The 23,372-nt window shown below is 73.3% G+C and carries 21 protein-coding genes; 9 read left to right on the plus strand and 12 right to left on the minus strand.

What is annotated here, in order from left to right; translation table 11 throughout:
- Positions 1–179 precede the first annotated feature (179 nt).
- Complete coding sequence (locus PZ894_RS22135; protein ID WP_275748123.1) at positions 180–875, plus strand: L,D-transpeptidase family protein; 696 nt, start codon at positions 180–182, stop codon at positions 873–875.
- On the opposite strand, the gene PZ894_RS22140 is transcribed toward PZ894_RS22135, so the two are convergent.
- The gene (locus tag PZ894_RS22140; RefSeq protein WP_275748125.1) at positions 851–1,801 is read right to left on the minus strand and encodes a homocysteine S-methyltransferase family protein; all 951 of its coding nucleotides are present in this window, start codon (positions 1,799–1,801) and stop codon (positions 851–853) included. The genes PZ894_RS22135 and PZ894_RS22140 overlap by 25 nt on opposite strands.
- Positions 1,802–1,874: 73 nt before the next feature.
- Between PZ894_RS22140 and PZ894_RS22145 the strand changes: the two genes are divergently transcribed.
- The 4 genes from PZ894_RS22145 (at position 1,875) to PZ894_RS22160 (ending at position 4,306) form a co-directional block, all read left to right on the plus strand.
- The gene (locus PZ894_RS22145; protein ID WP_275748127.1) at positions 1,875–2,507 is read left to right on the plus strand and encodes a TetR/AcrR family transcriptional regulator; all 633 of its coding nucleotides are present in this window, start codon (positions 1,875–1,877) and stop codon (positions 2,505–2,507) included.
- A gap of 97 nt (positions 2,508–2,604) precedes the next feature.
- Entirely contained in the window at positions 2,605–3,342 is a 738-nt protein-coding gene (locus PZ894_RS22150) for a response regulator transcription factor (RefSeq protein WP_275748129.1), read from the plus strand.
- A 154-nt stretch (positions 3,343–3,496) separates the two neighbouring features.
- Positions 3,497–3,874: a hypothetical protein gene (locus PZ894_RS22155; RefSeq protein ID WP_275748130.1), complete on the plus strand. Its 378-nt coding sequence runs from the start codon at positions 3,497–3,499 to the stop codon at positions 3,872–3,874.
- Between the two features lie 27 nt (positions 3,875–3,901).
- On the plus strand, positions 3,902–4,306 hold the full coding sequence (locus PZ894_RS22160) for a hypothetical protein (protein ID WP_275748131.1): 405 nt from the start codon (positions 3,902–3,904) through the stop codon (positions 4,304–4,306).
- Positions 4,307–4,309: 3 nt separating this feature from the next.
- On the opposite strand, the gene PZ894_RS22165 is transcribed toward PZ894_RS22160, so the two are convergent.
- Together PZ894_RS22165 and PZ894_RS22170 are read right to left on the minus strand one after the other, a co-directional pair.
- On the minus strand, positions 4,310–5,632 hold the full coding sequence (locus tag PZ894_RS22165; RefSeq protein ID WP_275748132.1) for a HAMP domain-containing sensor histidine kinase: 1,323 nt from the start codon (positions 5,630–5,632) through the stop codon (positions 4,310–4,312).
- A 3-nt stretch (positions 5,633–5,635) separates the two neighbouring features.
- Positions 5,636–6,319: a response regulator transcription factor gene (locus tag PZ894_RS22170; protein ID WP_275748133.1), complete on the minus strand. Its 684-nt coding sequence runs from the start codon at positions 6,317–6,319 to the stop codon at positions 5,636–5,638.
- Positions 6,320–6,422: 103 nt separating this feature from the next.
- Here PZ894_RS22170 and PZ894_RS22175 point away from each other — a divergent pair, with 103 nt between their 5' ends.
- Complete coding sequence (locus tag PZ894_RS22175; RefSeq protein ID WP_275748134.1) at positions 6,423–6,857, plus strand: hypothetical protein; 435 nt, start codon at positions 6,423–6,425, stop codon at positions 6,855–6,857.
- A gap of 7 nt (positions 6,858–6,864) precedes the next feature.
- Here PZ894_RS22175 and PZ894_RS22180 read toward each other — a convergent pair whose 3' ends face one another.
- Positions 6,865–7,515, minus strand: a complete 651-nt coding sequence (locus tag PZ894_RS22180) for a response regulator transcription factor (protein WP_275748136.1) — start codon at positions 7,513–7,515, stop codon at positions 6,865–6,867.
- A complete protein-coding gene (locus PZ894_RS22185) occupies positions 7,516–9,594 on the minus strand; it encodes a GAF domain-containing sensor histidine kinase (protein WP_275748138.1) in 2,079 nt (692 codons plus the stop codon). It abuts the gene before it with no gap.
- A gap of 173 nt (positions 9,595–9,767) precedes the next feature.
- Here PZ894_RS22185 and PZ894_RS22190 point away from each other — a divergent pair, with 173 nt between their 5' ends.
- Positions 9,768–10,388, plus strand: a complete 621-nt coding sequence (locus PZ894_RS22190; protein ID WP_275748140.1) for a hypothetical protein — start codon at positions 9,768–9,770, stop codon at positions 10,386–10,388.
- Between the two features lie 61 nt (positions 10,389–10,449).
- Here the strand turns inward: PZ894_RS22190 and PZ894_RS22195 are convergent, their stop codons facing one another.
- From PZ894_RS22195 to PZ894_RS22215, 5 genes are all read right to left on the minus strand, one after another.
- Entirely contained in the window at positions 10,450–11,943 is a 1,494-nt protein-coding gene (locus PZ894_RS22195) for an amino acid permease (RefSeq protein WP_275748142.1), read from the minus strand.
- 120 nt (positions 11,944–12,063) lie between these two features.
- Entirely contained in the window at positions 12,064–13,275 is a 1,212-nt protein-coding gene (locus PZ894_RS22200) for a hypothetical protein (protein ID WP_275748143.1), read from the minus strand.
- Positions 13,256–15,178 (minus strand): 1-deoxy-D-xylulose-5-phosphate synthase, encoded by a 1,923-nt coding sequence (gene dxs / locus PZ894_RS22205; protein WP_275748145.1) that lies wholly within the window; start codon positions 15,176–15,178, stop codon positions 13,256–13,258. Before dxs ends, PZ894_RS22200 begins: the two co-directional genes overlap by 20 nt.
- A gap of 74 nt (positions 15,179–15,252) precedes the next feature.
- Entirely contained in the window at positions 15,253–15,978 is a 726-nt protein-coding gene (locus PZ894_RS22210) for a sulfite exporter TauE/SafE family protein (protein ID WP_275748146.1), read from the minus strand.
- 10 nt (positions 15,979–15,988) lie between these two features.
- Positions 15,989–16,414 (minus strand): NUDIX domain-containing protein, encoded by a 426-nt coding sequence (locus PZ894_RS22215; RefSeq protein ID WP_275748147.1) that lies wholly within the window; start codon positions 16,412–16,414, stop codon positions 15,989–15,991.
- A 106-nt stretch (positions 16,415–16,520) separates the two neighbouring features.
- On the opposite strand from PZ894_RS22215, the gene PZ894_RS22220 reads away from it, so the two are divergent.
- Complete coding sequence (locus tag PZ894_RS22220) at positions 16,521–19,910, plus strand: BTAD domain-containing putative transcriptional regulator (protein WP_275748149.1); 3,390 nt, start codon at positions 16,521–16,523, stop codon at positions 19,908–19,910.
- Between the two features lie 54 nt (positions 19,911–19,964).
- Here the strand turns inward: PZ894_RS22220 and PZ894_RS22225 are convergent, their stop codons facing one another.
- Positions 19,965–20,693, minus strand: a complete 729-nt coding sequence (locus PZ894_RS22225; RefSeq protein ID WP_275748151.1) for a hemerythrin domain-containing protein — start codon at positions 20,691–20,693, stop codon at positions 19,965–19,967.
- Between the two features lies 1 nt (position 20,694).
- Complete coding sequence (locus PZ894_RS22230) at positions 20,695–22,848, minus strand: MMPL family transporter (protein WP_275748153.1); 2,154 nt, start codon at positions 22,846–22,848, stop codon at positions 20,695–20,697.
- Positions 22,849–22,960: 112 nt separating this feature from the next.
- Here PZ894_RS22230 and PZ894_RS22235 point away from each other — a divergent pair, with 112 nt between their 5' ends.
- On the plus strand, positions 22,961–23,332 hold the full coding sequence (locus PZ894_RS22235; RefSeq protein ID WP_275748155.1) for a hypothetical protein: 372 nt from the start codon (positions 22,961–22,963) through the stop codon (positions 23,330–23,332).
- Positions 23,333–23,372 lie beyond the last annotated feature (40 nt).

The raw sequence follows: 23,372 nt of genomic DNA on the forward strand, positions 1-23,372 counted from the left end.
GCGTATCCGACCACCCGCCCCCGACCACCCTGCGGTGGTTTCGAGACAGGCGCCAGGGCGCCTTCCTCAACCACCGCAAGGCTCGGGTGGTTTCGAGACAGGCGCCGGGGCGCCTCCCTCCACCACCGGTGACGCTGGCGCGCCTTCCTCAACGGCCCGGCGCCGGGCACGATGACGACGTGAACCGCTTCGTCGCCCTCCTGGCTGCCGTCGCCTGCATGCTCGTGCTGGCGCCGACCGCCGCCGCGGCCGCCGGTGCCGGCGCGAGCCGCTTCAAGCCCGAGCGCGTGCTCAACGAGCTGCACTGCGACGCCGGTCGCGCCGACCGCCGCATCGACCGGCACACCCGGTCGGCGATCGTCAGGTTCCAGTCCCGTGTGGGGATCAGACAGACCGGGGTGCTCGACGAGCGCACCCGCAGGCGTCTGCGCGAGGACGACGCGCCGCGCTGCGACCGCCGGCCGGTGCCGCGCGCCTCGGGACACGGACGCCGGATCGTGGTGTCGCAGGCGCAGAACTGGGTCTGGCTGGTCGACCGCCGCGGCCGCATCGTGGCCCAGGGCGGCATGGTCGACAACGCCGCCGTGCTGCACAAGGGCTCCTGGGGCACCGGCTCCTACTGCGGTCGGCCGGCGCGGGTACGGCTCAACCAGAGTGGCGCGGTGTGGATGGACGACTTCGTGCGGTTCGCGCCGTGCGGCATCGGGTTCCACCGGATCCCGCGCTACAAGTCGACCGGTCGGCAGATGCACCCCGACTGGTACCTCGGCACGAACCTCGACGTCTCCCACGGCTGCGTGCGCCTGTCCGCCGCGCTGGCCCGCCGGGTCTGGGGCTGGACCGCCGGCACCTACACCCGCGTCCGCGTGCTCTGACGCTCGGTCGCCCCCACGCCCCACAACGCGGCGACGTGCCGCGCGTCGGTGCCGCAGCAACCGCCCACGATGCCCAGCGAGGGCAGCAACGGTCGGAGCGCGTCGTACGACGAGGTCAGCAGGTCGAGGTCGCCCTCGTCCAGGGTCTCGGCTGCGTCGAGCTCGGCGTGGCTCTGGGTGGAGGCGTTCGGGTTGACCTGCACGATCCGCCTGCGCCAGGCCCCGTCGGTCAGGCCGGGTGCGATGTGTGTCGGATGGGCGCAGTTGACGATGAAGCCGTCGGGTGCGTCCTCCGCGTCGACCCGCTCGACGGCGTCGCGGAGCGTGGTGCCGTCGGGGAGCCTCCCGTCGGTCTCGACGGTGAAGCCGGCGAGGACGGGCACACCCGCCGACCGCGCCGCGCGCACGATGCCGATGCCCTCCTCCGGTGTGGTCAGCGTGTACGCCGCGACCAGGTCTGCGCCGGCGTGCGCGAGAGCCGCCACCTGGGGCCGGTGGTACTCGGCGGCGTCGTCGGGGTCGTCCCACTGCCCCGCGACGTACCCGTCGCCCCGCGGCCCGACCACACCGATCAGGCGGACGTCGTCGAGGTCGGCGTACTCCTCGCGCAGGCCGTGCAGGAAGTCAACGGCAGCGGTGTTCACCCGGGCGAGCGCGGCGGCGCCGTAGCCCACGCGCACCCCCCAGTCGGGGTTGGCGCGCCAGGTCGGCGACTCGAGGGTGAGCCCGGCTCCGGCGCGCCGGGCGATCGCCGCGTACCGGTCGTAGTAGCGCCGCAGCAGCTCGCGGCCGCCGGCGTCCTCGACGAGCGGGAACGAGGCGAACTCGGGCAGGTCGACGCCGCGATGGAAGATCAGGTCGGTCTCGAGGCCCCCGTCGCTGACGTAGCGGCCGGAGGAGAGCCAGGAGAGGTCGGGCTCGGTCATGGGATGCTCCCGGTGCTGAAACAGACTGGACAGTCTGTTTGTAACAGACCATCTGGTCTGGTATCCAGTGAATATGCCGAAGGACGGGTCCACGAACCGCGCACGCATCCTCGACGCCGCGGAGCAGCTCGTCATCGACCACGGGTACGCCGCCACGTCGGTCGACCGCGTGCTCGAGGCCGCCGGGACGTCGAAGGGCGCGTTCTTCCACCACTTCGACTCCAAGCTGGCGTTGGCCCGCGCGCTGACCGAGCGGTACGTCGCCGCCGACCTCGACCAGCTGAACGCCGGGCTCGACGCGACGGCCGACGTGGCCGATCCGGCCGAGCGCGTCATCGCATTCCTGCGCTACTACGAGGACCGCGGCGACGAGATCATGGGAGCACAGAGCAACTGCCTCTACGTCGCCGTGCTCACCGAGCGGCAACTGCTCGACGCCGGCACCGCCGACCTCGTGCGCGGTGCTGTCCAGGCCTGGCGCGCGGAGATCGCACGGCTCCTCTCCGCCGCCGCCGACGGGCGCGCCACCGACCTCGGAGACGTCGAGGACCTGGCCGACCACGTCTTCACGACGTTCGAGGGCGCGTTCCTGCTCTGTCGCGCGACCGGCTCGCCGCAGCACATGCGCGCCCAGCTGGGCGTGCTGCGCCGACTGGTGGGCGCCGCGCTCGGAGTCGACGACCGAGACGCCGCACGCAGCACCTGAAGGTAGATCCGCCCGCGACGTACTTCCCGGGCGAGTCGCTGCTCCTCAGCGGATGATCCCGCGCGGTGCGGGGCCCAGCCGGAGGAGATCGGTTCTCATGGACGTCAGCAGCGATTCCACGTCGGTCACCACCTTGAGCAGCCGTCGTCCGCGGCTGACGATCGTCGAGCAGCATGTCGCGTTCGCCGACGCCCTGGAGGGCAGCCTCTGGGGCAGCTTCCGGGTGCGGCAGGTCGTCGTGTCGAGCACCTCGACGGCCAGCGGCGTCGTCGCCGCCACCCGCGCCACCCGGCCCGACCTGACCCTCGTGACGACGCGGCTCGGCCCGTTCATCGAGGGCGAGGCCGTGATCGACGGACTCGCCCGGACGGGCGTCGCCGTGGTCGCGCTCTGCCCGAGCAGTGCCGACGCGGACCCCGTCCGCTGGGGTCGCTGCCTGCGTGCGGGGGCGATCGGCGTCCTCTCCCACACCTGCGCCCTCGCGACGCTCCACGAAGCGCTCGACCGGGCTCTCGCCGGCGAGCCGGTCCTCGGCAGGTCGGAGACCGACCGCGTGCTCTCGGCGGCACGCCGCGCCGACGCCGACCCGTGGTCCGCCCGCGCCCGGCTCGACTCGCTGACGCCGCGCGAGCGGGAGGTCGTCACCCACCTCATGGGAGGGCTGTGCACGGCCGAGATCGCCCGTCGCTCCGTCGTGTCCGAGGCGACCGTGCGCACCCAGATCAAGTCCGTGCTCAGCAAGCTCGGCGTCCGCAGCCAGCTGGCCGCCGTCGCCGTCGCGCACCGGGCAGGATGGTCCGCACCCGCCGACCACTGGATCTCCGTCGCCAGCTGAGCGCACCCCCTTCGACCGCCTCGGCGCGCCGCCGGCGGTCGCTGACTCGTCGCCGAGACGAGCCGCCCTTTGCCTGCCCTTAGTGTCGCGCTGGAGCGCGCTTAAGGCGCCCGTTGCGATGGTGGGTCTCCGAGGAAACAACAAGGGAGACCCGATGAAGAAGGCAGTCCTTCTGACCGTCGCAGCCGTCGTCGTCCTGATCGTCGCCGCCGGTGGCGCCTGGTGGGCGCTGGCCGGGGACGGAGAGAAAACCGAGCGCGGCACCTGCGGCACCGCGACGTGGGAGCTGAGCGCCGAGGACGAGGACGGCGGGGTCGAGGTGACCTTCGAGGTCCAGTCCGCTGCACCGGGCGAGACCTGGCAGGTCCTCATCGAGCAGGACGGCGCCGAGGTCTACTCCGGCTCCCGTCAGACCGACGAGGACGCCGAGCTCGACGTCGACGTGACCGTCTCGGACAAGGACGGCTCGTCCTTCACCGCCACCGCAGCTCCCGAGAACGGCGAGGCCTGCACCGCCTCGCTCGACCGCTGACCCACCACTTCCACAGAGGAGACTCCGATGACGAATCGCATGATCGCCCTGACCACTGCCGGCGCCCTGGTTGCGGGCTCCGCTGCCCTGCTTGCCGCGCCGGTCGCCCAGGCCGACGGCCCCGAACGGCATGCCCACGGCCGGGTGGCCGGTGCGACGTACGAGATCGCGGTGGAGAAGGAGCGCCGCTTCGAGGTCGACGCCGACATCGACGGCGTGCCGGCCGGTTCGACCTGGCGGTTGGTCGTCGTCCACGATGGTGAGCGGGTCGGCGCCCGCACCGCCGCGGCGGTGCGCGACGACGGGCGGTGGGAGGTCGACTTCCGGGAGGTCCGCAGCCGCAACACGGCCGGGCCCGACAGGTTCAAGGTGACTCTGACCCGCGTCGGTGGTCCGGGCAAGGTCACCCGGAAGCTCGCCTTCCCGCGCTGACGTCTACCGGGCGGCCGGGCCGAGGTCGACCACGACCCGCGCCCCGCCGGCCGGGGACGCACCCCACGACAGACCGCCCCCGGACTCGGTGGCGGTCTTGTCGACGATCGAGAGTCCGAGCCCGGTCGAGCCGGCGCCGGACTCTCCACGTCCCGCGACGTCGACGTCCTGCGGGAAGCCCGGCCCGCCGTCGTCGACCGTCACCCGCAGCCCCCCACCGTCCCGCGGCATGAGCGTGACGGTGACGTCGGCGTCCTCGGGCGTGTGGGTGAAGACGTTGTCGAGCAGCACGTCGACCAGCGCCTGCAGATCCTGCTCGGAGGCCGGGACGAACACCGGTCCCGCCTGCTCCACGCGGACGTCGAAGCCGCGGTCCTGGTCCTCGGCGAGCGGCGCCCAGAATCGCACGCGTTCGGCGACGACGGACACGGCGTCCACGAGCGGCACCACGCCCTCACGCTCGGACCGACGCGCCTCTCGCACGATGTGGTCGACGGTGGCCTGGAGCTCGTCGAGGTCCGCGCTCAGCCGCGTCCGATCGTCGGCGTCCGCCAACCCGTCGATGCGCAGCCGCAGCGCCGTCATCGGCGTACGCAGCCGGTGCGAGACGTCGGCGACCCCCGCCCTCTCGCGCTCGAGCAACGACTCGATCCGTCCCACGAGACGGTTCATCGCCGTCGTGAGCTCGCGGACCTCCGGCGGCCCGGACGGCGGGACGGGGTCTGGGCGGCGACGGTCCCCCAGCGCGCCGGCGTAGGACGCCAGCCGACGGATCGGCTGCACGAAGGAGCGCCCGAGGCGGTCCGACAGCGCCAGCGCGCCGGCGAGCAACACCACCCCGAGGAGGAGCAGCACCAGCCAGGCACGCACGATGTCGGACTCGAAGCCCGGAGCGCGCACCTCGACCCGGATCACCGGCGTGGACTCGGGGCCGGCGCTGCTCGGACCCAACGAGACCGGCACCAGGATCTCGGCACCGCCGTCGACGTCGCGCACCCGCGCCTGACCGGTCAGCCGCGCCTGCACGACGTCGCGGTCCTCGCCGGGCGACGGTCCGACGGCCTCGCCGTCGGGGTGGAGGTCGTCCGGCGGGTAGAGCACGGTCGTCTGCACGTCGTCGTCCTCGTTGATCGTCTCCAGGTACGTCGCGACCGCGCCCTCGTCCTGGCCGGACACCACCGTCTCGGTGGCCTGCACCTCGAGCGCCGCCCGCGACAGCCGGTCCTCCAGCGCGTAGCCACGCAGCAACACCGCCATCGGCACCAGCATCGCCAGCAGCACCATGCTCACCGCCGCGGCGACGGTGAGGATCAGGCTTCGGCGCATCGGCTACTCCGGGGCCGTCAGCCGTACGCCGACGCCGCGCACGGTGTGCAGGTAGCGCGGCTCGGCGGCCGACTCCCCCAGCTTGCGCCGCAGCCAGGACAGATGGACGTCGACGGTCTTGTCCGAGCCGCCCCACGGCTGGTTCCAGACCTCGGTGAGCAGCTCCCGCTTCGTGACGACCTCGCCGGGACGCTCCACGAGGTGGAGCAGCAGGTCGAACTCGCGCGGGCTCAGGTCGAGCGGGCGGCCGTCGAGCGTCGCGCGGCGGGCGGCCGGTGCGATCTCGAGGCCGCCGACGACCAGCGGTCCGCGCGGGGACGCCGCCGCGCCGGCGCGGCGCATCACCGCCCGGATGCGCGCATCGAGCTGGTCGGTCGTGAACGGCTTGACGACGTAGTCGTCCGCCCCGGCGTCGAGGCAGCGGACCAGGGACGGGTCGTCGTCGCGGGCGCTCGCCACGATGACGGGAACGTCGCTCACCGCTCGCAGCATCTGCAGCACCTGGGTGCCGTCGACGTCGGGCAGGCCGAGGTCGAGGATCACCAGGTCCGGGCGGTTGTCCACCGCCATCGCGAGGCCACCCATCCCGGTGGCCGCCGACGACACCGCGTGGCCGCGCTCGTCGAGCGACCGCATCAGCAACGGCCTGATGCGCGGGTCGTCCTCGATGATCAGCACCTGGGCCACGGTCAGCAACCTAGACGACTCCGCGTGGGCGGCCGGTCGTCCTTAGCGTGGTCTTAACCGTTTCCTAGCGCCTGCCGGTGACGAGGCCGGACAGACTGGTCCCGTGACCGGACGGCGCATGCTCGGCTACGTGCTCGCGTGGCTGGTCGCGGCCGCCGTCTCCGTCACGGTCGGGGTGTTCGCCGTGAGCTCCGTCGGCGCCAGCGTTCGCGACCGCGGCCCGCTCGGCAACGACGTACCCGTCCCCGAGCAGGCCGAGGGTCCCCGCAGCCCCGACCCCGACGCCGCGGTGGTCGGGCGGACGATCGAGGACGAGTTCGGCACCTTCGAGGTGGAGTGCCGCGGCGCCGTCGCCTACGGACTCGCGGCGACGCCGAGCGCAGGCTGGCGCGTCGTGAGCTACGAGCAGGGTCCCGACGACGACGTCGACGCCGTCTTCGCCAGTGGCGACCGGTCGATCGAGATCGAGGTCTACTGCAACCAGGGTCGGCCCGTGATCGGGGACCGTGAGGAGAAGACGCTTCCCGACGACGACTGACGACCGGCTACTGCCCGCCGAGGCCGGCGTCCCGCGCCCGGATGATCGCCTCGGCGCGGTCGGTCGCCTGCAGCTTGGTGAGGATGTTGGAGACGTTGTTGCGGACCGTCTTGGGGGCCAGGTAGAGCGCCGAGGCGATCTGGGCGTTGTTCCTGCCGGCCGCGATCAGGTCGAGGATCTCGAGCTCGCGCTCGGTGAGCTGCGGGAACGCCGAGCGATCCGGCGTCGCCGTACCCGAGAGCAGGTCGGCGATCCGCAACGCCAGCGAGGCGCCGAAGACGAGTCCGCCCGCCTGCACGGTGGAGATGGCGCGGGCGACCTCGTCCTGGCTGGCCCCCTTGACCAGGTAGCCGCGGGCGCCGGCCCGCATCGCGGCGAGGACCGTGCCGTCCTCCTCGCCCATCGTGAAGACCAGCACCCGCACGCCGGGCTGCGTCTCGGTCAGCCGACGGGTCGCGTCGATCCCGTTCATGACCGGCATCTGCAGGTCCATCACGACCACGTCGGGCCGGTGCTCGGACGCGAGCGCCACGGCCTCGGCGCCGTCACCGGCCGTCGCGACGACGGTGACGTCGGGCTGGGTGCCGAGCAACGACGCCAGCCCGTCGCGGAAGACCGGGTGGTCGTCGGCGATCAGCACTCGCACGGGTTCGGACATCTAGTTCTCCTCCGCATGCGTCGGGGTCGTCGGCAGCCAGGCCCGGACGAGCGTGCCACCCTCGGTCGGACAGGTGATCTCGGTGCGTCCGCCCAGCTCCTCGGCGCGCTCGCGGATCGACCGTAGCCCCACGCCCGCCAGCACGCCGGGATCGATGCCCGCACCGTCGTCGGCGACCTCGACCAGCAGGGCGTGGTCGCCACCCACCAGACGGACCGTCGCGTGCCGGGCGCCGGCGTGACGGGCGGTGTTGGTGAGCGCCTCCGAGGCGATCCGGTACGCCGCGACCTCGACCGCCGCCGAGAGCGAGGGCACGTCCTCTGCGTCGACCGTGACCGCGAGCGACGAAGAGCTCATCCGCTCGGCCTGCTGGTCGAGCGCCGCGAGCAGCCCGAGGTCGTCGAGCGCCGGTGGGCGCAGCCCGTGCACGAGCCGACGGACGTCGGCGAGCGCGTCGGTGATGTCCTGACGCGACTGGGTGACCAGCCGGCGGGTGGTCTCCGGGTCGCGCTCCAACGCGTTGCCGGCCGCGTCGAGCCGCATCGCGACCCCGCCGAGGACCGGCCCCAGCCCGTCGTGCAGGTCGCGGCGGATCCGGCGCCGGTCCTCCTCCCGGGCCAGCACGAGCTGCTCGCGGGACTGCTGGAGGTCGTCGGCGAGCCGGGCGCTGCGCACCGCCATCGCCGCCTGTCTCACGATGTCGAAGAGCAGCGCCTGGTCGCGCCGCGACAGCATCGACCGCACGCCGCGGGCCGGCAGCTCGAGACGGCCGACCTGCTCCTCGCCGTACCGGATGGGCACCTCGCGTACGTCGCGCGGGCGGTCGCCGTACGTCGCCGTGATCGTGCCGCCGCCGTGGCCGAAGACCTCGACCCGCACGTAGTCGAGCTTGAACGCCGCGGCGACGGCCTGCGCCAATGCCGGCAGCTGGGTGCGCACGTCACCGGACTCCTCCAGCTGCGCCGCGAGCTCGGTGACCACGGAGTAGCGGTCGCCACGCCGCCCGACGAGCACGCGGCGCACGAGCGCGGTGACCCGGCTGCGCATCGGCGCATAGATCGTCACCGCGACCAGGAGGAGGAGCAGCGTGGCGTCCCGCTCGTCGAGCCGCTCGCCGAGCAGGCGGTCGAGCAGGGCGACCAGGAGCAGGTCGAGCGCGATCACGGTCCCGGCGACGGTCGCCCACACGACGGTCCCGCCCATCAGCGCGTCGACGTCGCGGACCTCGGGGTCGAGGATCCCGATCGCGATCGAGGCGCCGGTGACGCCGAGCGCCACGGTGAGCGCGATCGTCGGGATCCAGCCGTTGTGCAGCCACAGCGCGATCCCGCTCATGACCACGCACACGACCGCAGCCCAGACCAGCCACCGCAGCTGCATGCGCTCGCGCCCGCCGGCCCGCCGCTGCCGCGCGAAGACCACCACGACCGCGAGGGGCAGCGAGAGGAGCGTGAGCAGCCGACCGACCGTCAGCAGCACGACGAAGACGTCGCGGGAGAGCGGGATCTCGGGCATCCCGGTGTCCATCGGCAGCTCGTAGCCGTCGGCAGTCAGCGCGGAGACGGGCGCGAAGAGCAGCAGCAGCGGCATCGCGCAGGCCATCGCGACGACCGCGACGCTGACCACCCGCCACCGTCCGGACATCAGGCGGCCGGTCGGGTAGAGCACCAGCACCAGCGGCAGGCCGACCAGCAGGAACGCGCCGAGCTGGGCGAACACCCACACCGCGAACCCGGTGAGCGGGAGGCTCTGCCCGTCCTGGGCGGTGTGCGCCATGCCGAACGCCGCCCAGGACTCGCAGAGCGCGTCGAACGACCAGAGCAGGCCGGTCGCCGTGATCACCCAGGCGACCGGGTGGCGGGGGTGTCGCCAGAGGACCGGGAGCTGCGTGGCGACCGCGATCGCTCCGACGGACACCGAGATCGTGCCCCAGCCCATCATCGCCCGCTCACGGTCCGCCGCGTCGTTGACGACGTCGAGCCAGACGCAGGCGACGATCGTCAGCAGCGTCACGGCCGCGAGCACGACGACGAGCGTGCGCCCGGGAGGCCGGTGGGCCTCCCCCAGGACTGCGTTCACGCGAGAAGTATCGGCGCAGCTGCGTCCCGCCGTCCCGGGATCAGGGTCCCGCCCGGACGGGACACCGACGAGGGACCGCACGAGGGACGCCGCTCCCTGCCGCCCGGGGCGCTCGCCCCGGGAGTGTTCGGGTCATCGGCGGCAACGGTGCCGCCCCTCACCCAGGAGAAGCCATGACCATCGAGCAGACCCCGGCTCCGGCCCGGTCCGACGTCCGGCGCACGCCGGCCGACTCCCGCCGTCCCACCCGTCCCTTCCGCAAGCGCGGCATGCTGCTCACGGCCGGGGCGCTCGCCTGGGCCGGTGCGATGGTCACCATGGGCTCCGACCCCCACGGCGCCACCGAGGAGGCCGTCTACTCGACGCTGTCCGGCCTCTTCCAGGTCGGCCTGCTCGGACTGCTGACCGTGCTCTGGCAGAGCCAGGCCCTCGGCGAGGGGAAGGTCGCGCGGTTCTTCCTCCGCCTCGAGGGCTTCGTCCTGCTGCTCGCGATGGCCTCGACCTTCGTCGACGGCATCAGCGTCTCCGACCTCGACCAGGCCGGCTGGATGATGCTCGACCTCTGCTGGCCGCTGTCGATGCTGGGCATGTTCCTGATCGGCGTCCGGATCGCGATCGCGGGCCGCTGGCGCGGCGCCTCGCGCTGGTGGCCGCTGGTCGCCGAGAGCTGGGCGATCGTGTCGGTGCCCGCGTACGGCGCCTTCGGCAGCACCGTCGCCGGCTTCGTCGGCGCCGCCCACCTGTGCGTGGGGTACGCCGTCCTCGGTCAGATCGTGGCCCGCAAGGAGCGCTGACCCAGCCCCGAAGCAACGCCGACCCGCCCGAAAGTTTCGGGCGGGTCGGCGTCGTCACCGGTCAGGGCACGTCCGACCTCTCGGCCAGCCGCTGGCCGAGGCGCGAGTGGCGGCGGCCGTAGGCGAAGTAGACGACGAGGCCGATCACCATCCAGATCAGGAACCGCTCCCAGGTCTCCCCGGTCAGGTTGAGCATCAGGTAGAAGCACATCAGCACCGACAGCGTCGCCACGACCGGCACCGCGGGGGTGCGGAACGCGCGCGGCAGGTCCGGTCGCGTACGTCGGAGCACGACCACGGCGATGCTGACCAGGATGAACGCGAAGAGCGTGCCGATGTTGACCAGGTTGGCCAGCGTGGTGAGGTCGACGAACCCGGCGATGGCCGCCACCACGACGCCGGTGATGGCGGTGATGCGGTACGGCGTGCCGTAGGTCGGGTGCACCTTCGAGATCCAGCGGGGCAGCAGGCCGTCGCGGCCCATCGCGAAGCCGACCCGGCACTGGCCGAGCATCAGGATCATCGCGACGACGACCAGGCCGATGCAGGCGCCGACGGAGATCAGGTCGCCCATCCATTCGACCCCCGCGGCGTTGAACGCCGTCGCCAGCGGCGCCGCGTCCTCCGGGTCGATCTCGTCGAACGGCTGGATGCCGGTCACGACCAGGCTGACCGCGGCGTACAGGACGGTGACGATGAGCAGGGAGCCGAGGATGCCGATCGGCACGTCGCGTTGCGGGTTCTTCGCCTCCTCCGCGGTGGTCGCCACGATGTCGAAGCCGATGAAGGCGAAGAACACGACCGCGGCGCCGGCGACCACGCCGGCGAACCCGAAGACGGCCGGCTCGATGCCGAAGAGCGTGGTGATCAGCGGCAGCTGCCGGAAGCCGCCCTCGCCCTCTGCCACCGGCTGGGACTCGGGGATGAACGGCACCCAGTTGGAGGGGTCGACAAAGGTGACTCCCACGACGATCACCGTCGCGACGACGGCGAGCTTGATCGCGACGACCACCTGGTTGACGCGGCTCGAGAACTTCGTCCCCCGGATCAGCATCGCCATCACGACCAGCGCGATCACGACCGCCGGCAGGTCGACGACGCCGTCGGACGCGGAGGCGAGCGACGTCGGGACCTCGAACGGCGTGCCGTCGAGGAGCTCCTGGAGGTAGCCCGAGAAGCTCACCGAGAGGGCGGCGGCGCCGATCGTGAACTCCAGGACCAGGTCCCAGCCGATGATCCAGGCGATCAGCTCGCCGAGCGTCGCGTAGCTGAAGGTGTACGCCGACCCGGCGACCGGCACGGTCGAGGCGAACTCGGCGTAGCAGAGGGCGGCCAGCCCACAGGCGATCGCCGCGATCAGGAAGCTCAGGGCGAGGGCGGGCCCGGAGTTGGAGGCCGCCACGGTGCCGGTGAGCACGAAGATGCCCGCGCCGATGATCACGCCGACGCCGAAGACGACGAGGTCGGCGGCGCCGAGCTCCTTGCGGAGCTTGTGATCGGGGTCGTCGGTGTCGGCGATCGACTGCTCGATCGACTTCGTCCGGAACAGGCTCATGCGGGGTCCCCGCGGAATCGTGGGCTGGAGGAGCGCAGCGGGGGAAGCTCGCGATTTCGTGGGGTGCTCATGTCCCCACACTGTCCTCCCCGCGTGAGGACGAAACCAGTCCCGCGCCGGTCAGCGGTACGTCGCGAGGATCCTCGTCTCCGCCTGCGCGACCAGCTCCGGCGTGCTGGTCCCCCAGTCGTCCCGCAGCACCTGGTCGGGGTCGGCTCCGGGCGCTCCCAGCGCGGCGAGCAGCTGCCAGGGCGCGTCCTCGCCGTAGGAGTCGGCGACGTACTCGACCACCCACCACGCCAGCCCGTAGTGGGCCTGGGAGTCGGCGTCGTTGAACGACTCGTCCTGCGGCAGGTCGGCGACGCCCTCCTCGGCGGCGGTCACGGCGGCGTCGGGGATGCGGCGCTCCGCGGGCGGCAGCGGCTGCACCGACACCCACTCGGCGAGCCCCTCGGAGAGCCAGATCGGCGCGAGGTCGTCGGCGGTGCCGACCGCCACGTGGGTGAGCTCGTGGCGCACGAGCCGGTCCCGCTCGGTGCCGGACGCGGCGAGGACGCGCGGGTTGAGGACGAAGCGGGTGCCCCCGCCGACCGGGAACGACACCGCGTCGAGATCCTCGGGGTCGCCGCCGGGCACGTCCTCGAGGCCGGCGATGAACGTCGGGTCGGACAGCGCGTAGACCACCACCGACCGGGACCAGTCGTAGGGCACCAGCGCCGAGACGTCCGAGATGCCGGACTCGACCGAGGTGAGCAGCGGGCCGGCCCTCCCGACCGAGCCGTCGTCGAAGATGCCGAGGACCCCGAACCCGGCGCGCACGTCGATCGGGCCGAGGTCCCACGGCTGCGGCTGCACCTGGTGGGTCCGCTCCCACTCCCGGTCGGTCACCGAGACCAGTCGCATCCGGCCCGAGCCGTTGCCGGCGGGCCGGAAGCGGAACCGATCGGGTGAGACGACCGGCGCCTCGTCGTACCCGTCGAGCTGCAGCACCTCGTCGACGGTCACCCAGTAGCCGTCACCGTCGCGCACCAGGCTCGCGGGGTCGAATCGGTAGCGGAGGCGCTCGATCGGCAGCTGGGTGAGGTTGGCGTACCACGTGCGCTGCTCCGCCCGGAACGCCTGCCCGCCGCCGAGCGTGCGCTCGAAGTGGTCGGCGTCGGCGCGGCGCACGGCCGTGGCCCGTGCCTGCAGCGCGCGCTCGAGCGCCACGACGACGTCGCCCTCGGGCGTCGCGGCCGCGCGCCGGCCGGAGTCGTCGGAGCAGCCGACCAGCAGGACGAGCGCGGCGCTCGTCAGCCCGACGGCGAGGCGACTACGTCGTGTGCTCGACATCGAGGGGAGAACGACCGTCGGAGAACGACGTCATGTCTTCCACGATGCCCATCTCCTCCACGATGGCCAGGGCGATCGCCTGCGGCGTGAGGCCGATCCGCTCCAGGATGGCGTCGCGCTTGGCGTGGCCGAGGAACTCCTGGGGGATGCCGTGGAGCCGGAACGGCGTGTGCACACCGGCCGCGTTCAGGGTCTGCAGCAGCACGGCGCCGCAGCCGCCGGTCTCACCGTTGTCCTCGATGCTGACCACGAGCCGGTGCTCGCGGGCCAGCTCGACGAGGGCCGGGTCCACCGGCTTGACCCAGCGCGGGTCGACGACCGTGACGCCGATGCCCTGGGCGACGAGGCGCTCGGCGACCCCGACTCCGACCGTCGCCATCGACCCGACCGCGACGACGAGCACGTCCTTGGTGCCGTTGCGCACCAGCACGTCGCAGCCGCCGGCCCTGCCGACCGCGTCGATGTCCGCGGGCGGCGGGCCCTTCGGGAAGCGCACCACGGTCGGGGCGTCGTCGACCGCAACGGCCTCGTTGACGAGCTCGTCGAGACGGGTCGCGTCCCGGGGGGCCGCGAGCCGGAGACCGGGCACGACCTGCAGGATCGACATGTCCCACATGCCGTTGTGGCTCGCACCGTCGTCGCCGGTGACGCCCGAGCGGTCGAGCACGAAGGTCACCCCGCACCTGTGCAGCGCGACGTCCATGAGCACCTGGTCGAAGGCGCGGTTGAGGAACGTGCCGTAGACGGCGAAGACCGGGTGCAGCCCGCCGAGCGCGAGACCCGCGGCGGAGGTGGCCGCGTGCTGCTCTGCGATGCCGACGTCGAAGGTGCGGTCGGGGAACCGGGCCTGGAACTTGTCGAGCCCGACCGGGTGCATCATCGCCGCGGTGATCGCGACGACGTCAGGGCGCCGGTGACCGATCTCGACGATCGTGTCGGCGAAGTGGTCGGTCCAGATCCGACCCTTGGGCTTCTCCGCCCCGGTCTGCACGTCGAAGGGTCCGGGCGCGTGGAACTGGTCGGCCTCGTGGCGCTCGGCCGGGTCGTAGCCGTAGCCCTTGCGGGTGATCGCGTGCACGATCACCGGCCCGTCGAACCGCTTGGCCTGCGCCAGCACGTGCTCCATCGCGTCGCGGTCGTGGCCGTCGACGGGGCCGACGTACTTGAGGCCGAGGTCCTCGAAGAGGCCCTGCGGCGCGAGCGCGTCCTTGAGGCCCTTCTTCATCGCGTGGAGGGCGTCGTACGCCGCGGGGCCGACGCCCGGGACGGCGTTGAGGCGGCGCTTGACCAGGTCGAGCACGTTCTCGTAGCGCGGGTTGGTGCGCAGCGCGGTGAGGGCGTTGGCGAGGCCGCCGATCGTCGGCGTGTAGGAGCGGCCGTTGTCGTTGACGACGATCACCAGCCGGCTGCGCCGCGCGATCGCGATGTTGTTGAGCGCCTCCCAGGCCATCCCGCCCGTGAGTGCCCCGTCGCCGATCACCGCGACGACGTGGCGGTCCTCACCGCGCACCGTGTAGGCCTTCGCGAGGCCGTCGGCGTAGCTGAGAGCCGTGGAGGCGTGGGAGTTCTCGACGATGTCGTGGTCGGACTCTGCCTGGCTCGGGTAGCCGCTGACACCACCCTCACGGCGCAGGGTGTCGAAGCTCGCGGCCCGTCCGGTGACGAGCTTGTGCACGTAGGACTGGTGGCCGGTGTCGAAGACGATCCGGTCGCTCGGCGAGTCGAAGACCCGATGGATCGCCAGGGTCAGCTCGACCACGCCCAGGTTGGGGCCGAGATGGCCGGTGTTGGTCGCGACGGTGCGGATCAGCACGTCACGGATCTCGGTCGCCAGTGCGTCCAGCTGCGCGTCGTCGAGGCGGCGCAGGTCGTCCGGAGACGCGATCGACTGGAGGATGCCCATAGCGCTCGAGTCTACGGTCCCGCGGGTCGACGACCGCGATCGCGGGCCGGGGCCCCTCCTGCGCGGCGGGCCGATCACACCAGCGACCGCACCACCAGCACGACGGCCGAGGCCGCGGAGACGAGCAGGACGGCCGGTCGGACCCGCTCGGCCGGCACCCTCCGCCGGAGGGGGACGCCGGCCAGCACCCCGAGGCCGAGCGCCGGCAGCAGCAGCGTGGCGACCGCCACCTGGTGGAGCTCGAGGTCGCCCGACATGGTGAGCCCGGCGAGGCTGAGCGCGGCGCCGACCACGAAGTAGACGGCCATCGTGGTGCGGATCTGCGTCGGCGGCCGGTGCTGGTAGAGCAGGGCGAACGGCGGCCCGCCGATCGACGTCGCGGTGCCGGTCACGCCGCTGACGAACCCGGCGGTGCCCAGCGTCGACCGGGTGATCGGCACCGTGACGGCGTGCCACGTCAGGGCGGCGGCGAGCAGCACGATCGTGCCGATGAAGGCGCCGAGCTGGTCGGCGCTGAAGGTCGCGACCACCCAGACTCCGACCGCGGAGCCGACCACCCGCGCCGGGAGCGACCAGCCGAGCCCGCGCCAGTCGATGTCGTCGTGGTCGTGCACCAGCGTCACGCAGGGCAGCACGAACGCCAGCGCGAGCATCACGCCGGGCATCAGGTCGGGCTCGACCAGCGTGATCACGGGCGCCGCGACCAGCCCGACGCCCAGTCCGACCACCGACTGCACCGTCGATCCGATCAGCACGGCGGCGAAGACGAGCGCGAACACGCCCGGGTCGAGCCCACCCATCAGCGGCCCATCAGCCGCGCAGCGCCCGGTAGTCGGCCGAGCCCAGGAACTCCGGGAGCACCGCCTCCGCGAGGTCGGCGAGGTCGAGCCCGCCGATCCGGGCCGGGTCGACGAAGACGATCTGGCGGCCCTCACCCACCACGATGTCGGCGTCGTCGAGGTACGTGCCGGCGCACCAGATGCGGAACGTCGCGTCGTCGAGGTCCGGGCGGCTGCGGGTGACCTCCCGCCAGAACCGCAGGGCGCCGGGCGGCAGGACGACGCCGGTCTCCTCCTCGAGCTCGCGGTACGCCGCGGGCTCGTAGTCCTCGCCGTCCTCGACGTGCCCGCCGACCAGTCCCCACTTCTCCGGGTCGACCGCGGCGTGCTCGTCGCGCTCCTGCAGCAGCACCCGGCCGCGTCGGTCGACGAGCAGGACGCACGCCAACCGGACCATGCCCGCACGCTATCGGGGCGCGCCCCCGCGACGACGCATACCCCGTCCCGGGCACATCGCCGGCTTGTCCTGCCCACGTCCCCGGAGCCGGCCCTATCCTTCGCCCATGCGGATCGGCGTCCTCGGCACGACCGTTGCCACCGGGTCGGCCGGTCCGGTCAACCTGGGCGGGCCCAAGCAGCGTGCGCTGCTCGCGGCCCTGGCGCTGCACCGTGGCCGCGCGGTCGCCGCCGACACGCTCGCCGACCTCGTGTGGGACGGCGCGCCGCCGCCGGGCGTCTCCGGCACGCTCCAGGGGTACGTCGCCGGGCTCCGCCGGGCCCTGGAGCCCGACCGCACCACGCGCGGCTCGGCGACCCTGCTGGTCACCGAGCAGCCCGGCTACGCCCTCCGGCTGCCCGACGACGGCCTCGACGCGGTGGCGTTCGAGGCCGTGGTGGCGTCGGCGCACACCGGCGTGGCCCCGCTCGCCGACGCCCTGTGCCGCGGTCGGCCGCTGCCGCCGGGCTCACCCGACGCCGGCGGCCTGATCACGCTCCACGACGGCCTCGAGGAGGCGCTCGGGATGTGGCGCGGGGTGCCGTTCGCCGAGCTCGGCGACGTGCCGGCCGCGGTCGCCGAGCGCGCCCGCCTCGAGGAGCTGCGCGTGCTGGCGAGCGAGGACCGCGCCGCGCTCGGCATCCTGCTCGGCCTGCACGCCACCGCCGCCGCCGAGCTGGACGCCCTCACGCGCGCGCACCCGCTGCGCGAGCGGGCCTGGGCGCTGCGGGCGCTCGCGCTCGCCGGCTCCGGGCGTCAGGCCGATGCGCTCGCCGTGCTGCGCGAGGTGCGCGACGTGCTCGACGAGGAGCTGGGGCTCGAGCCCGGTCCCGAGCTGCGCGCGGTGCAGGGCGCCGTGCTGCGCCAGGAGCAGATCGCGACGGCCGAGCCGGCCGCCGCCGTGGGCCCGGCGCCGCCGGCCGAGGCGTCCGGCGGCGTCGAGACCCACGCGCCGTTGCCGTTCCCCAGCCTGTGGCCGTGGTCGTTGGCCGGCCGCGACGAGGAGCTCGCGGCGCTGAGCGACCTGGTCGACCGGGTCGTCACCGGCGCCGGCGCGTCCCCTGCCTTCGTCGCCCTCACCGGCGAGCCCGGCATCGGCAAGAGCCGGTTGGCGATCGAGCTCGCGACGTACGCCGCGGAGCAGGGCGTCACGATCGCGTGGGGCCGCTGCTCGCAGGACGACGGCGCCCCTGCCCTGTGGCCGTGGGCGACCGTGCTGGAGCGGCTCGGCGCGGAGCTGCCCTCGGCGGCGGACGGCGACGACCAGGCCGCGGCGTTCCGGGCCTGGGAGACCGTGGTGCAGACCGTGCTCGACGCCGCCGGGCGCGGACCGCTGCTGCTCGTGCTCGACGACCTGCACTGGGCCGACACCTCGAGCCTGCGGGTGCTCCGCCTGCTCACGGAGGCGGTCGCGCAGGAGAGTCCCGCCCGGCTGCTGGTGGTGTCGACGTGGCGCGAGCACCCCGTGCCGACCGGCCCGCTCGCCGAGGTGACCGAGGCCCTCGCCCGCAAGCACGCGCTGCGGCTGCAGTTGCGCGGCATCTCGGCCGAGGCCGCCGCACACGTCTTCTCGCAGGTCGCGGAGACCGACCCCACCGACGCCGACGCCGACACGCTGCGGCGGCGTACCGAGGGCAACCCGTTCTTCGTCGTCGAGTACGCCCGCCTGGCCAAGGACGGCGACCTCGCCGCGCTGGTCGCCGAAGGCCGACCGCCGGCCGCCGTGCACGAGGTGCTCTCGCGCCGGCTGGCGCACCTCGAGGAGACCACGCAGGACCTGCTCCAGACCGCGAGCGTGCTCGGCCGGATCTTCGACCTGCGCACGCTCGCGCAGGTCGCCGGCCTGGACGACGACGACGCCCTGGACCGCCTCGACCCGGCGATCGAGGCGGGCCTGGTCGCCGAGGACGGCGTGGACCGGTTCCGCTTCAGCCACGCGCTGATTCGCGACACCGTGCTCAGCGGGCTGCCGCAGTCGCGCCGGGCGCGGGTGCACGCACGCGCGGCGGAGGCCGTCGGCGGCCGGACCGGACGCGAGACCGAGGTGGCCAGGCACTGGCTGGCCGCGGGGCCGCGGCACCTGTCGAAGGCCTGGCCGGCGGCGCAGGTGGCGGCCCGGTCGGCCACGACCGTCTTCGCGTACGTCGAGGCGCTCGAGATGCTCGAGTACGCGCTGAGCGCCCAGGACGAGGACCCGGCCTCGACGCCGGCGGACCGGTTCGAGGTGCTCACCGACCTCGCCGACGTGCTCAGGCGCGCCGGGCGCTGGATGGAGCTGCGCGAGGTCGCCCACGAGGCGATCGAGGTCGCCGACGAGGCCGGGGACCTCGACCTGCTGATCCGCGCCGCCGCGATGACGAGTACCGGCGCGCTCTGGACGCCCGGTGGCGGCGAGGTCGACGAGGTCGTCGTCAGGTCGCTGCGCCACGCGCTCGACCGGCTGCCCGAGGGCGACGATCCGCGGCGCTGCCGGGTGATGCTCTCGCTGGCCGGGGAGATCTACTACGGCACGACCCCCCAGGAGCGCGAGGCCCTCGCCGAGGAGGCCGTCGCCATGGCGCGCCGCCTCGACGACCCGGTGCTCGTGCTCAACGCCCTGGTCAAGTCCACGATCGGGATCTGGCGCGGCGCCAACGCGGCGCTCCGCCTCGACATGACGACCGAGGCGGTCCGGCTCGCCCGCGAGCTCGGCGACACGGTCGGCCTCGTCTCCGCCCTCGCGCTGCGGGCCGAGGCGGCCGGCGAGCTCGGGGACGTCGCAGCCCTGGACGAGTGCCTCATGGAGGGGCGCCCCGAGGCGGACCGGATCCGGCACGTCTACGCCCAGCTCTTCCTCGACTCGCTCGAGGTCTCCTGGTCGGCGATGCGCGGGCAGTTCGACCAGGTCGCGAAGCGGATCGGCGAGATGGCCGACATCGGTCAGGTCGTCACCATCCCCGGCACGGCCGAGTCGATCGCGGGTGCGCTGATGATGCAGGCGCTGTGGCAGGGCGGGGAGGCCGACGTGCTCGCCGTGCTGGAGACGATGCCCGTGGACGGGTTCGTCCCGACCGCTCCCCCGATGCTGACCATGCTGTGCCGCACCGGGCGTCTCGACGACGCGCGCGCCTACCTCACCACCCAGCGCGAGTACGTCGACCGGGCGATCGACGCCGACACGTGGTACTCCCCCATGGCGTGGAGCATGGCCGCCGAGTCCGCCTGCTACCTGGACGACCGCGAGCTCGCGGCCACGGCGTACGCCCTGCTCGCACCGCTCGCCGGCCAGACCGCCAGCGCCGGCTCCGGCAGCACGATCGGGCCCGTCGACATCTTCCTGGCGATGGCCGCGCACACCACCGGCCAGGACGACCTCGCCGCCCGGCACGCCGAGCGCGCCGTCGAGCTGTGCGAGGCCTGGCAGATCCCGCTCGCGCGGGACTGGTGCGTGCGCGAGCGGGAGCGGCTCGGGATCTGAGCGGACGCCGACCCTCCCAGCGCGTGCCGGGGCGGCTCTGGCTCAGGCTCAGGCTCAGGCGTAGCGGAACGTCCGCGCGTGCCTGCGGGCGAACCGGCCGCGGGTGAGCAGCCAGACCAGCCGGAAGCCACGGCCGCCGGGCTGGGCGAAGACCCGGTCGAGCGCCTCGCGCGGGACGCCGTACGCCGCCCAGGGCACGATCCGCACGACCTGGGAGAGGCGCACATCCGTGCCGGCGTGCTCCTCCTCGATGCGGGCCCAGTCCTCGGCGGTGAGGAGGCGCTGGACGATCGCGATCGCCTCCGTCTCCTCGTGGGCGAGGTGCCGGCGCAAGGACTCCCGGGCGGCGGAGACCCGGACGGCGAGGGCGGCGCGGGCGTCCTCGTCACCGCGCTGGCCGGATCCCTGGGCGAGCCGCCGGAAGCCGGTGGCGCAGCCGTCGAGCAGCGGGTCGATCTCGCCGTGCTCGGCCTCCATGGCGTCGAGGACGGCGACGTCGGCGGCGGTGCCCAGCCGGGTGAGCGCCGGCCAGATGCCGGCGTCCTCCACGGTGTGGTGCTCGTGCAGCACCTCCGCGAAGAGCTCCCAGCGGTCGGCCAGCAGGGCCCAGGTCGACCGATCGGCCCCGGGCGTCGCGCGTACGGCGGCGGCGAACAGGTCCAGGTCGCGCCGGAACGCATGGTGCATCACGTACATCATGCGCATGTCGATCGGTCCCTCTGCGGCCGCCACCTGGCCCGGCAGCCGGAGCTGCCGGGGCCAGGTGCTGTTCGTGGTGGACATCTCAGGCACCCACCCTCTGACCGTCGGAGGCCGACTCGGCCTCGTCCAGCTCGGCCCAGATCTCCTCGTCGTCGTGCTTCTCGGCGGCGATGGTCGGGAGCAGGCGGTCGAGCCAGGCCGGCAGCCACCAGTTCCACGTGCCGAGCAGGGTCATCGTGGCGGGGACGAGCACCATCCGGACGACGGTGGCGTCGAGGACGATCGCGACCGCCATGCCGAGGCCGAGCTGCTTGACCACCGTGTCCGCCTCGGTCGAGAACCCGAGGAAGACGACGACCATGATCGCCGCGGCCGAGGAGATCACCCGGCCGGTGGCGGCCAGTCCGCGCTCGACGCTCGCGGTGGCGTCACCCGTCCGCAGCCAGAACTCCCGGATCCGCGACAGCAGGAAGACCTCGTAGTCCATCGAGAGTCCGAAGAGGATCGCGAAGTTGAGGATCGGGATCCAGCTCGACACGGCGACGGCGTGGTCGATCCCGAGCACACTCCCGCCCCAGCCCCACTGGAAGACCGCGGTGAGGACGCCGTACGACGCCGTGATCGACAGCAGGTTCATCACGGCCGCCTTCACGGGCACCACGACCGAGCGGAACATCATCGCCAGCAGGAGCACCGACACCGAGACCACGAACCCGACGACCAGCCACAGCCGCTCGGAGAGCATCCCGGAGATGTCGGCGAAGAGCGGTGTCGTGCCGGTAACCTCGACGCCGTCCGGCAGGTCGGCGCGCAGGGCGGCGACCAGCTCGGAGGTGCGCTCGTCGGCCGGGCCGTACGCCGGCTCGGCGTCGAACACGGCGATCACGCCGTCGGGGGTCGTGACGGGGTCGGTGACGCCGGCGATGCCGGCGTGGGCCTCCACCCGGTCGGCCACGTCCTGCGCGTCGGCGTCGGCCGTGTCGACGACGATGGTGAAGGGGCCGTTGGCGCCCGGGCCGAACTCGTCGTCGACGAGGTCGTAGGCCTGTCGCTGCGAGGTCTCGGAGCTGGCGCTGCTGCCGTCCTGCGGCCAGGTCCGCATCCCGAGCACCGGGGCGGCCAGGAACAGCAGGAAGACCAGCGCGGCGAGCCCGAACGCGACCGGCCGCCGCACGACGCGAGCGGCCCACCGAGCGGTGAGCGGGGCCCGCTTCGCGCGGGAGACCCGGCCCGAGCGGGCCTTGCGCGGCATCAGCCGGCGGCCGGCCAGGCCGCACAGCGCCGGCACGAGCGTGAGCGCGGCGGCGAGCACCGAGACGACGGCGATCGCGGTGGCGTAGCCGAACGTGGAGTACACCGGCAGCCCCCCCAGGCGCAGGCCGAGCAGCGAGATCAGCACGGTCAGCGAGGCGAACACCACCGACCGGCCGGCGGTCGCCATCGCGCGGCCGGCGGCCTCGCGCTTGTCGTGTCCGAGCCCGAGGAACTCCACGTGCCGGGTGACGATCAGCAGCGCGTAGTCGATGCCGACGCCGAGGCCGACCATCGTCGCCACGGTCGGCGCCGCGGTCGAGACGTCCATCGTGGCGGCGAGCAGCGTCACGCCGGCGGAGCCGACGGCGAGGCCCAGCAGGGCGACCGCCAGCGGGAGGCCGGCAGCGACGACCGAGCCGAAGGCGACGACTAGCAGCGCCAGGGCCGCGATCACGCCGGCGAGCTCGCCGGTCCCCTTCATCTGCGACTCGGCACCGCCCGGGAGCTCGCCACCCAGCTCGGCCTGCAGACCGGCGGCACGCAGCGGCTCGATCGCGTCCGCGAGCGGCTGGTAGCCGCTCTTCCCGACGAGGTCGGGGTCGGTGACCGGTACGTCGTACGCCACGGTCACCAGGGCGGTGTCGGTGTCCGCGGAGAGGCGTGGCGGGCTCACCGAGGTGACGTGGTCGAGGTCGCTCAGCCGCCGGTCGAGACCGTCCAGGTCGGCCGCCCGGAGGGGGTCGCCCTCGGGGTCGTGGACCACGACCTGCGCGGTCGCGCCGCCGCCGTCCGGGACGTGCGCGCGCACCTGCTCGATGCCGACCTGCGCGCGGGCGTCGGGGATGTCGTAGTCGTCACGGGTGGTGCCCCCGAAGGCGTTCGCGAGGCCGAAGGCGACGACGACGACCACGAGCCAGGCGGAGATCGTCCGCCAGGGGTGCGCCGCGGTGCTGTGGCCGAGGCGGTGGAGGATGCGAGACACGGTGGTTGCTCCCGTCGAAGGTGTGCCGGTCGATCCGGTGGCACGACTCTGACCGCGACCACTTGAGGCCGACTGGGAGCCGACTTGAGGTGTCGGTAGCGTGTCCCCCGACATGACCGAGACCGAGATCCAGCTCCTGTGCACGATCGTCGCCGGATTCCTGCTGCTCGCGCTCAGCGTGGGTGCCTTCGCCCTCCACCGATCGCGCGTCGGCGTCACCCTGCTCGTGCTGTCGGCCGTCGCGACCCTGCTCGCCTACCCGCTGATCGGAGAGGTCTCGCGGACCCAGGAGGAGGCGACCCGGGCGAAGATCGAGCAGAAGTACGGCATCGACGTCACCGGCTGGGCCCCACCGCTCGGGGACGCGCCGGCGTGGGTCATCGACGGCGAGGTGAAGGTCTGCGAAGAGGTCGACCTGTCCGATCCGGACGACCCCGTCCTGGAGTGCACCGACCCGGGCGCGGAGGAGTCCCCCGCCCCCTGAGGCTCGTGTCTCTCCGGTCGGTCCTGTCTCCCAGGTGGGT

The organism is Nocardioides sp. YIM 152315 (assembly GCF_029210375.1).
GTDB lineage: Bacteria > Actinomycetota > Actinomycetes > Propionibacteriales > Nocardioidaceae > Nocardioides.

Excerpts from the sequence above, each read along its gene's own strand:
- PZ894_RS22235 (WP_275748155.1), top strand. The coding sequence starts at position 22,961 with ATGACCGAGACCGAGATCCAGCTCCTGTGCACGATCGTCGCCGGATTC.
- PZ894_RS22155 (WP_275748130.1), top strand. The coding sequence starts at position 3,497 with ATGAAGAAGGCAGTCCTTCTGACCGTCGCAGCCGTCGTCGTCCTGATC.
- PZ894_RS22220 (WP_275748149.1), top strand. The coding sequence starts at position 16,521 with ATGCGGATCGGCGTCCTCGGCACGACCGTTGCCACCGGGTCGGCCGGT.
- PZ894_RS22190 (WP_275748140.1), top strand. The coding sequence starts at position 9,768 with ATGACCATCGAGCAGACCCCGGCTCCGGCCCGGTCCGACGTCCGGCGC.
- PZ894_RS22140 (WP_275748125.1), bottom strand. The coding sequence starts at position 1,801 with ATGACCGAGCCCGACCTCTCCTGGCTCTCCTCCGGCCGCTACGTCAGC.
- PZ894_RS22210 (WP_275748146.1), bottom strand. The coding sequence starts at position 15,978 with ATGGGTGGGCTCGACCCGGGCGTGTTCGCGCTCGTCTTCGCCGCCGTG.
- PZ894_RS22215 (WP_275748147.1), bottom strand. The coding sequence starts at position 16,414 with ATGGTCCGGTTGGCGTGCGTCCTGCTCGTCGACCGACGCGGCCGGGTG.
- PZ894_RS22225 (WP_275748151.1), bottom strand. The coding sequence starts at position 20,693 with ATGTCCACCACGAACAGCACCTGGCCCCGGCAGCTCCGGCTGCCGGGC.
- PZ894_RS22150 (WP_275748129.1), top strand. The coding sequence starts at position 2,605 with ATGGACGTCAGCAGCGATTCCACGTCGGTCACCACCTTGAGCAGCCGT.
- PZ894_RS22180 (WP_275748136.1), bottom strand. The coding sequence starts at position 7,515 with ATGTCCGAACCCGTGCGAGTGCTGATCGCCGACGACCACCCGGTCTTC.
- PZ894_RS22195 (WP_275748142.1), bottom strand. The coding sequence starts at position 11,943 with ATGAGCCTGTTCCGGACGAAGTCGATCGAGCAGTCGATCGCCGACACC.
- PZ894_RS22160 (WP_275748131.1), top strand. The coding sequence starts at position 3,902 with ATGACGAATCGCATGATCGCCCTGACCACTGCCGGCGCCCTGGTTGCG.
- PZ894_RS22200 (WP_275748143.1), bottom strand. The coding sequence starts at position 13,275 with ATGTCGAGCACACGACGTAGTCGCCTCGCCGTCGGGCTGACGAGCGCC.
- dxs (WP_275748145.1), bottom strand. The coding sequence starts at position 15,178 with ATGGGCATCCTCCAGTCGATCGCGTCTCCGGACGACCTGCGCCGCCTC.
- PZ894_RS22145 (WP_275748127.1), top strand. The coding sequence starts at position 1,875 with ATGCCGAAGGACGGGTCCACGAACCGCGCACGCATCCTCGACGCCGCG.
- PZ894_RS22165 (WP_275748132.1), bottom strand. The coding sequence starts at position 5,632 with ATGCGCCGAAGCCTGATCCTCACCGTCGCCGCGGCGGTGAGCATGGTG.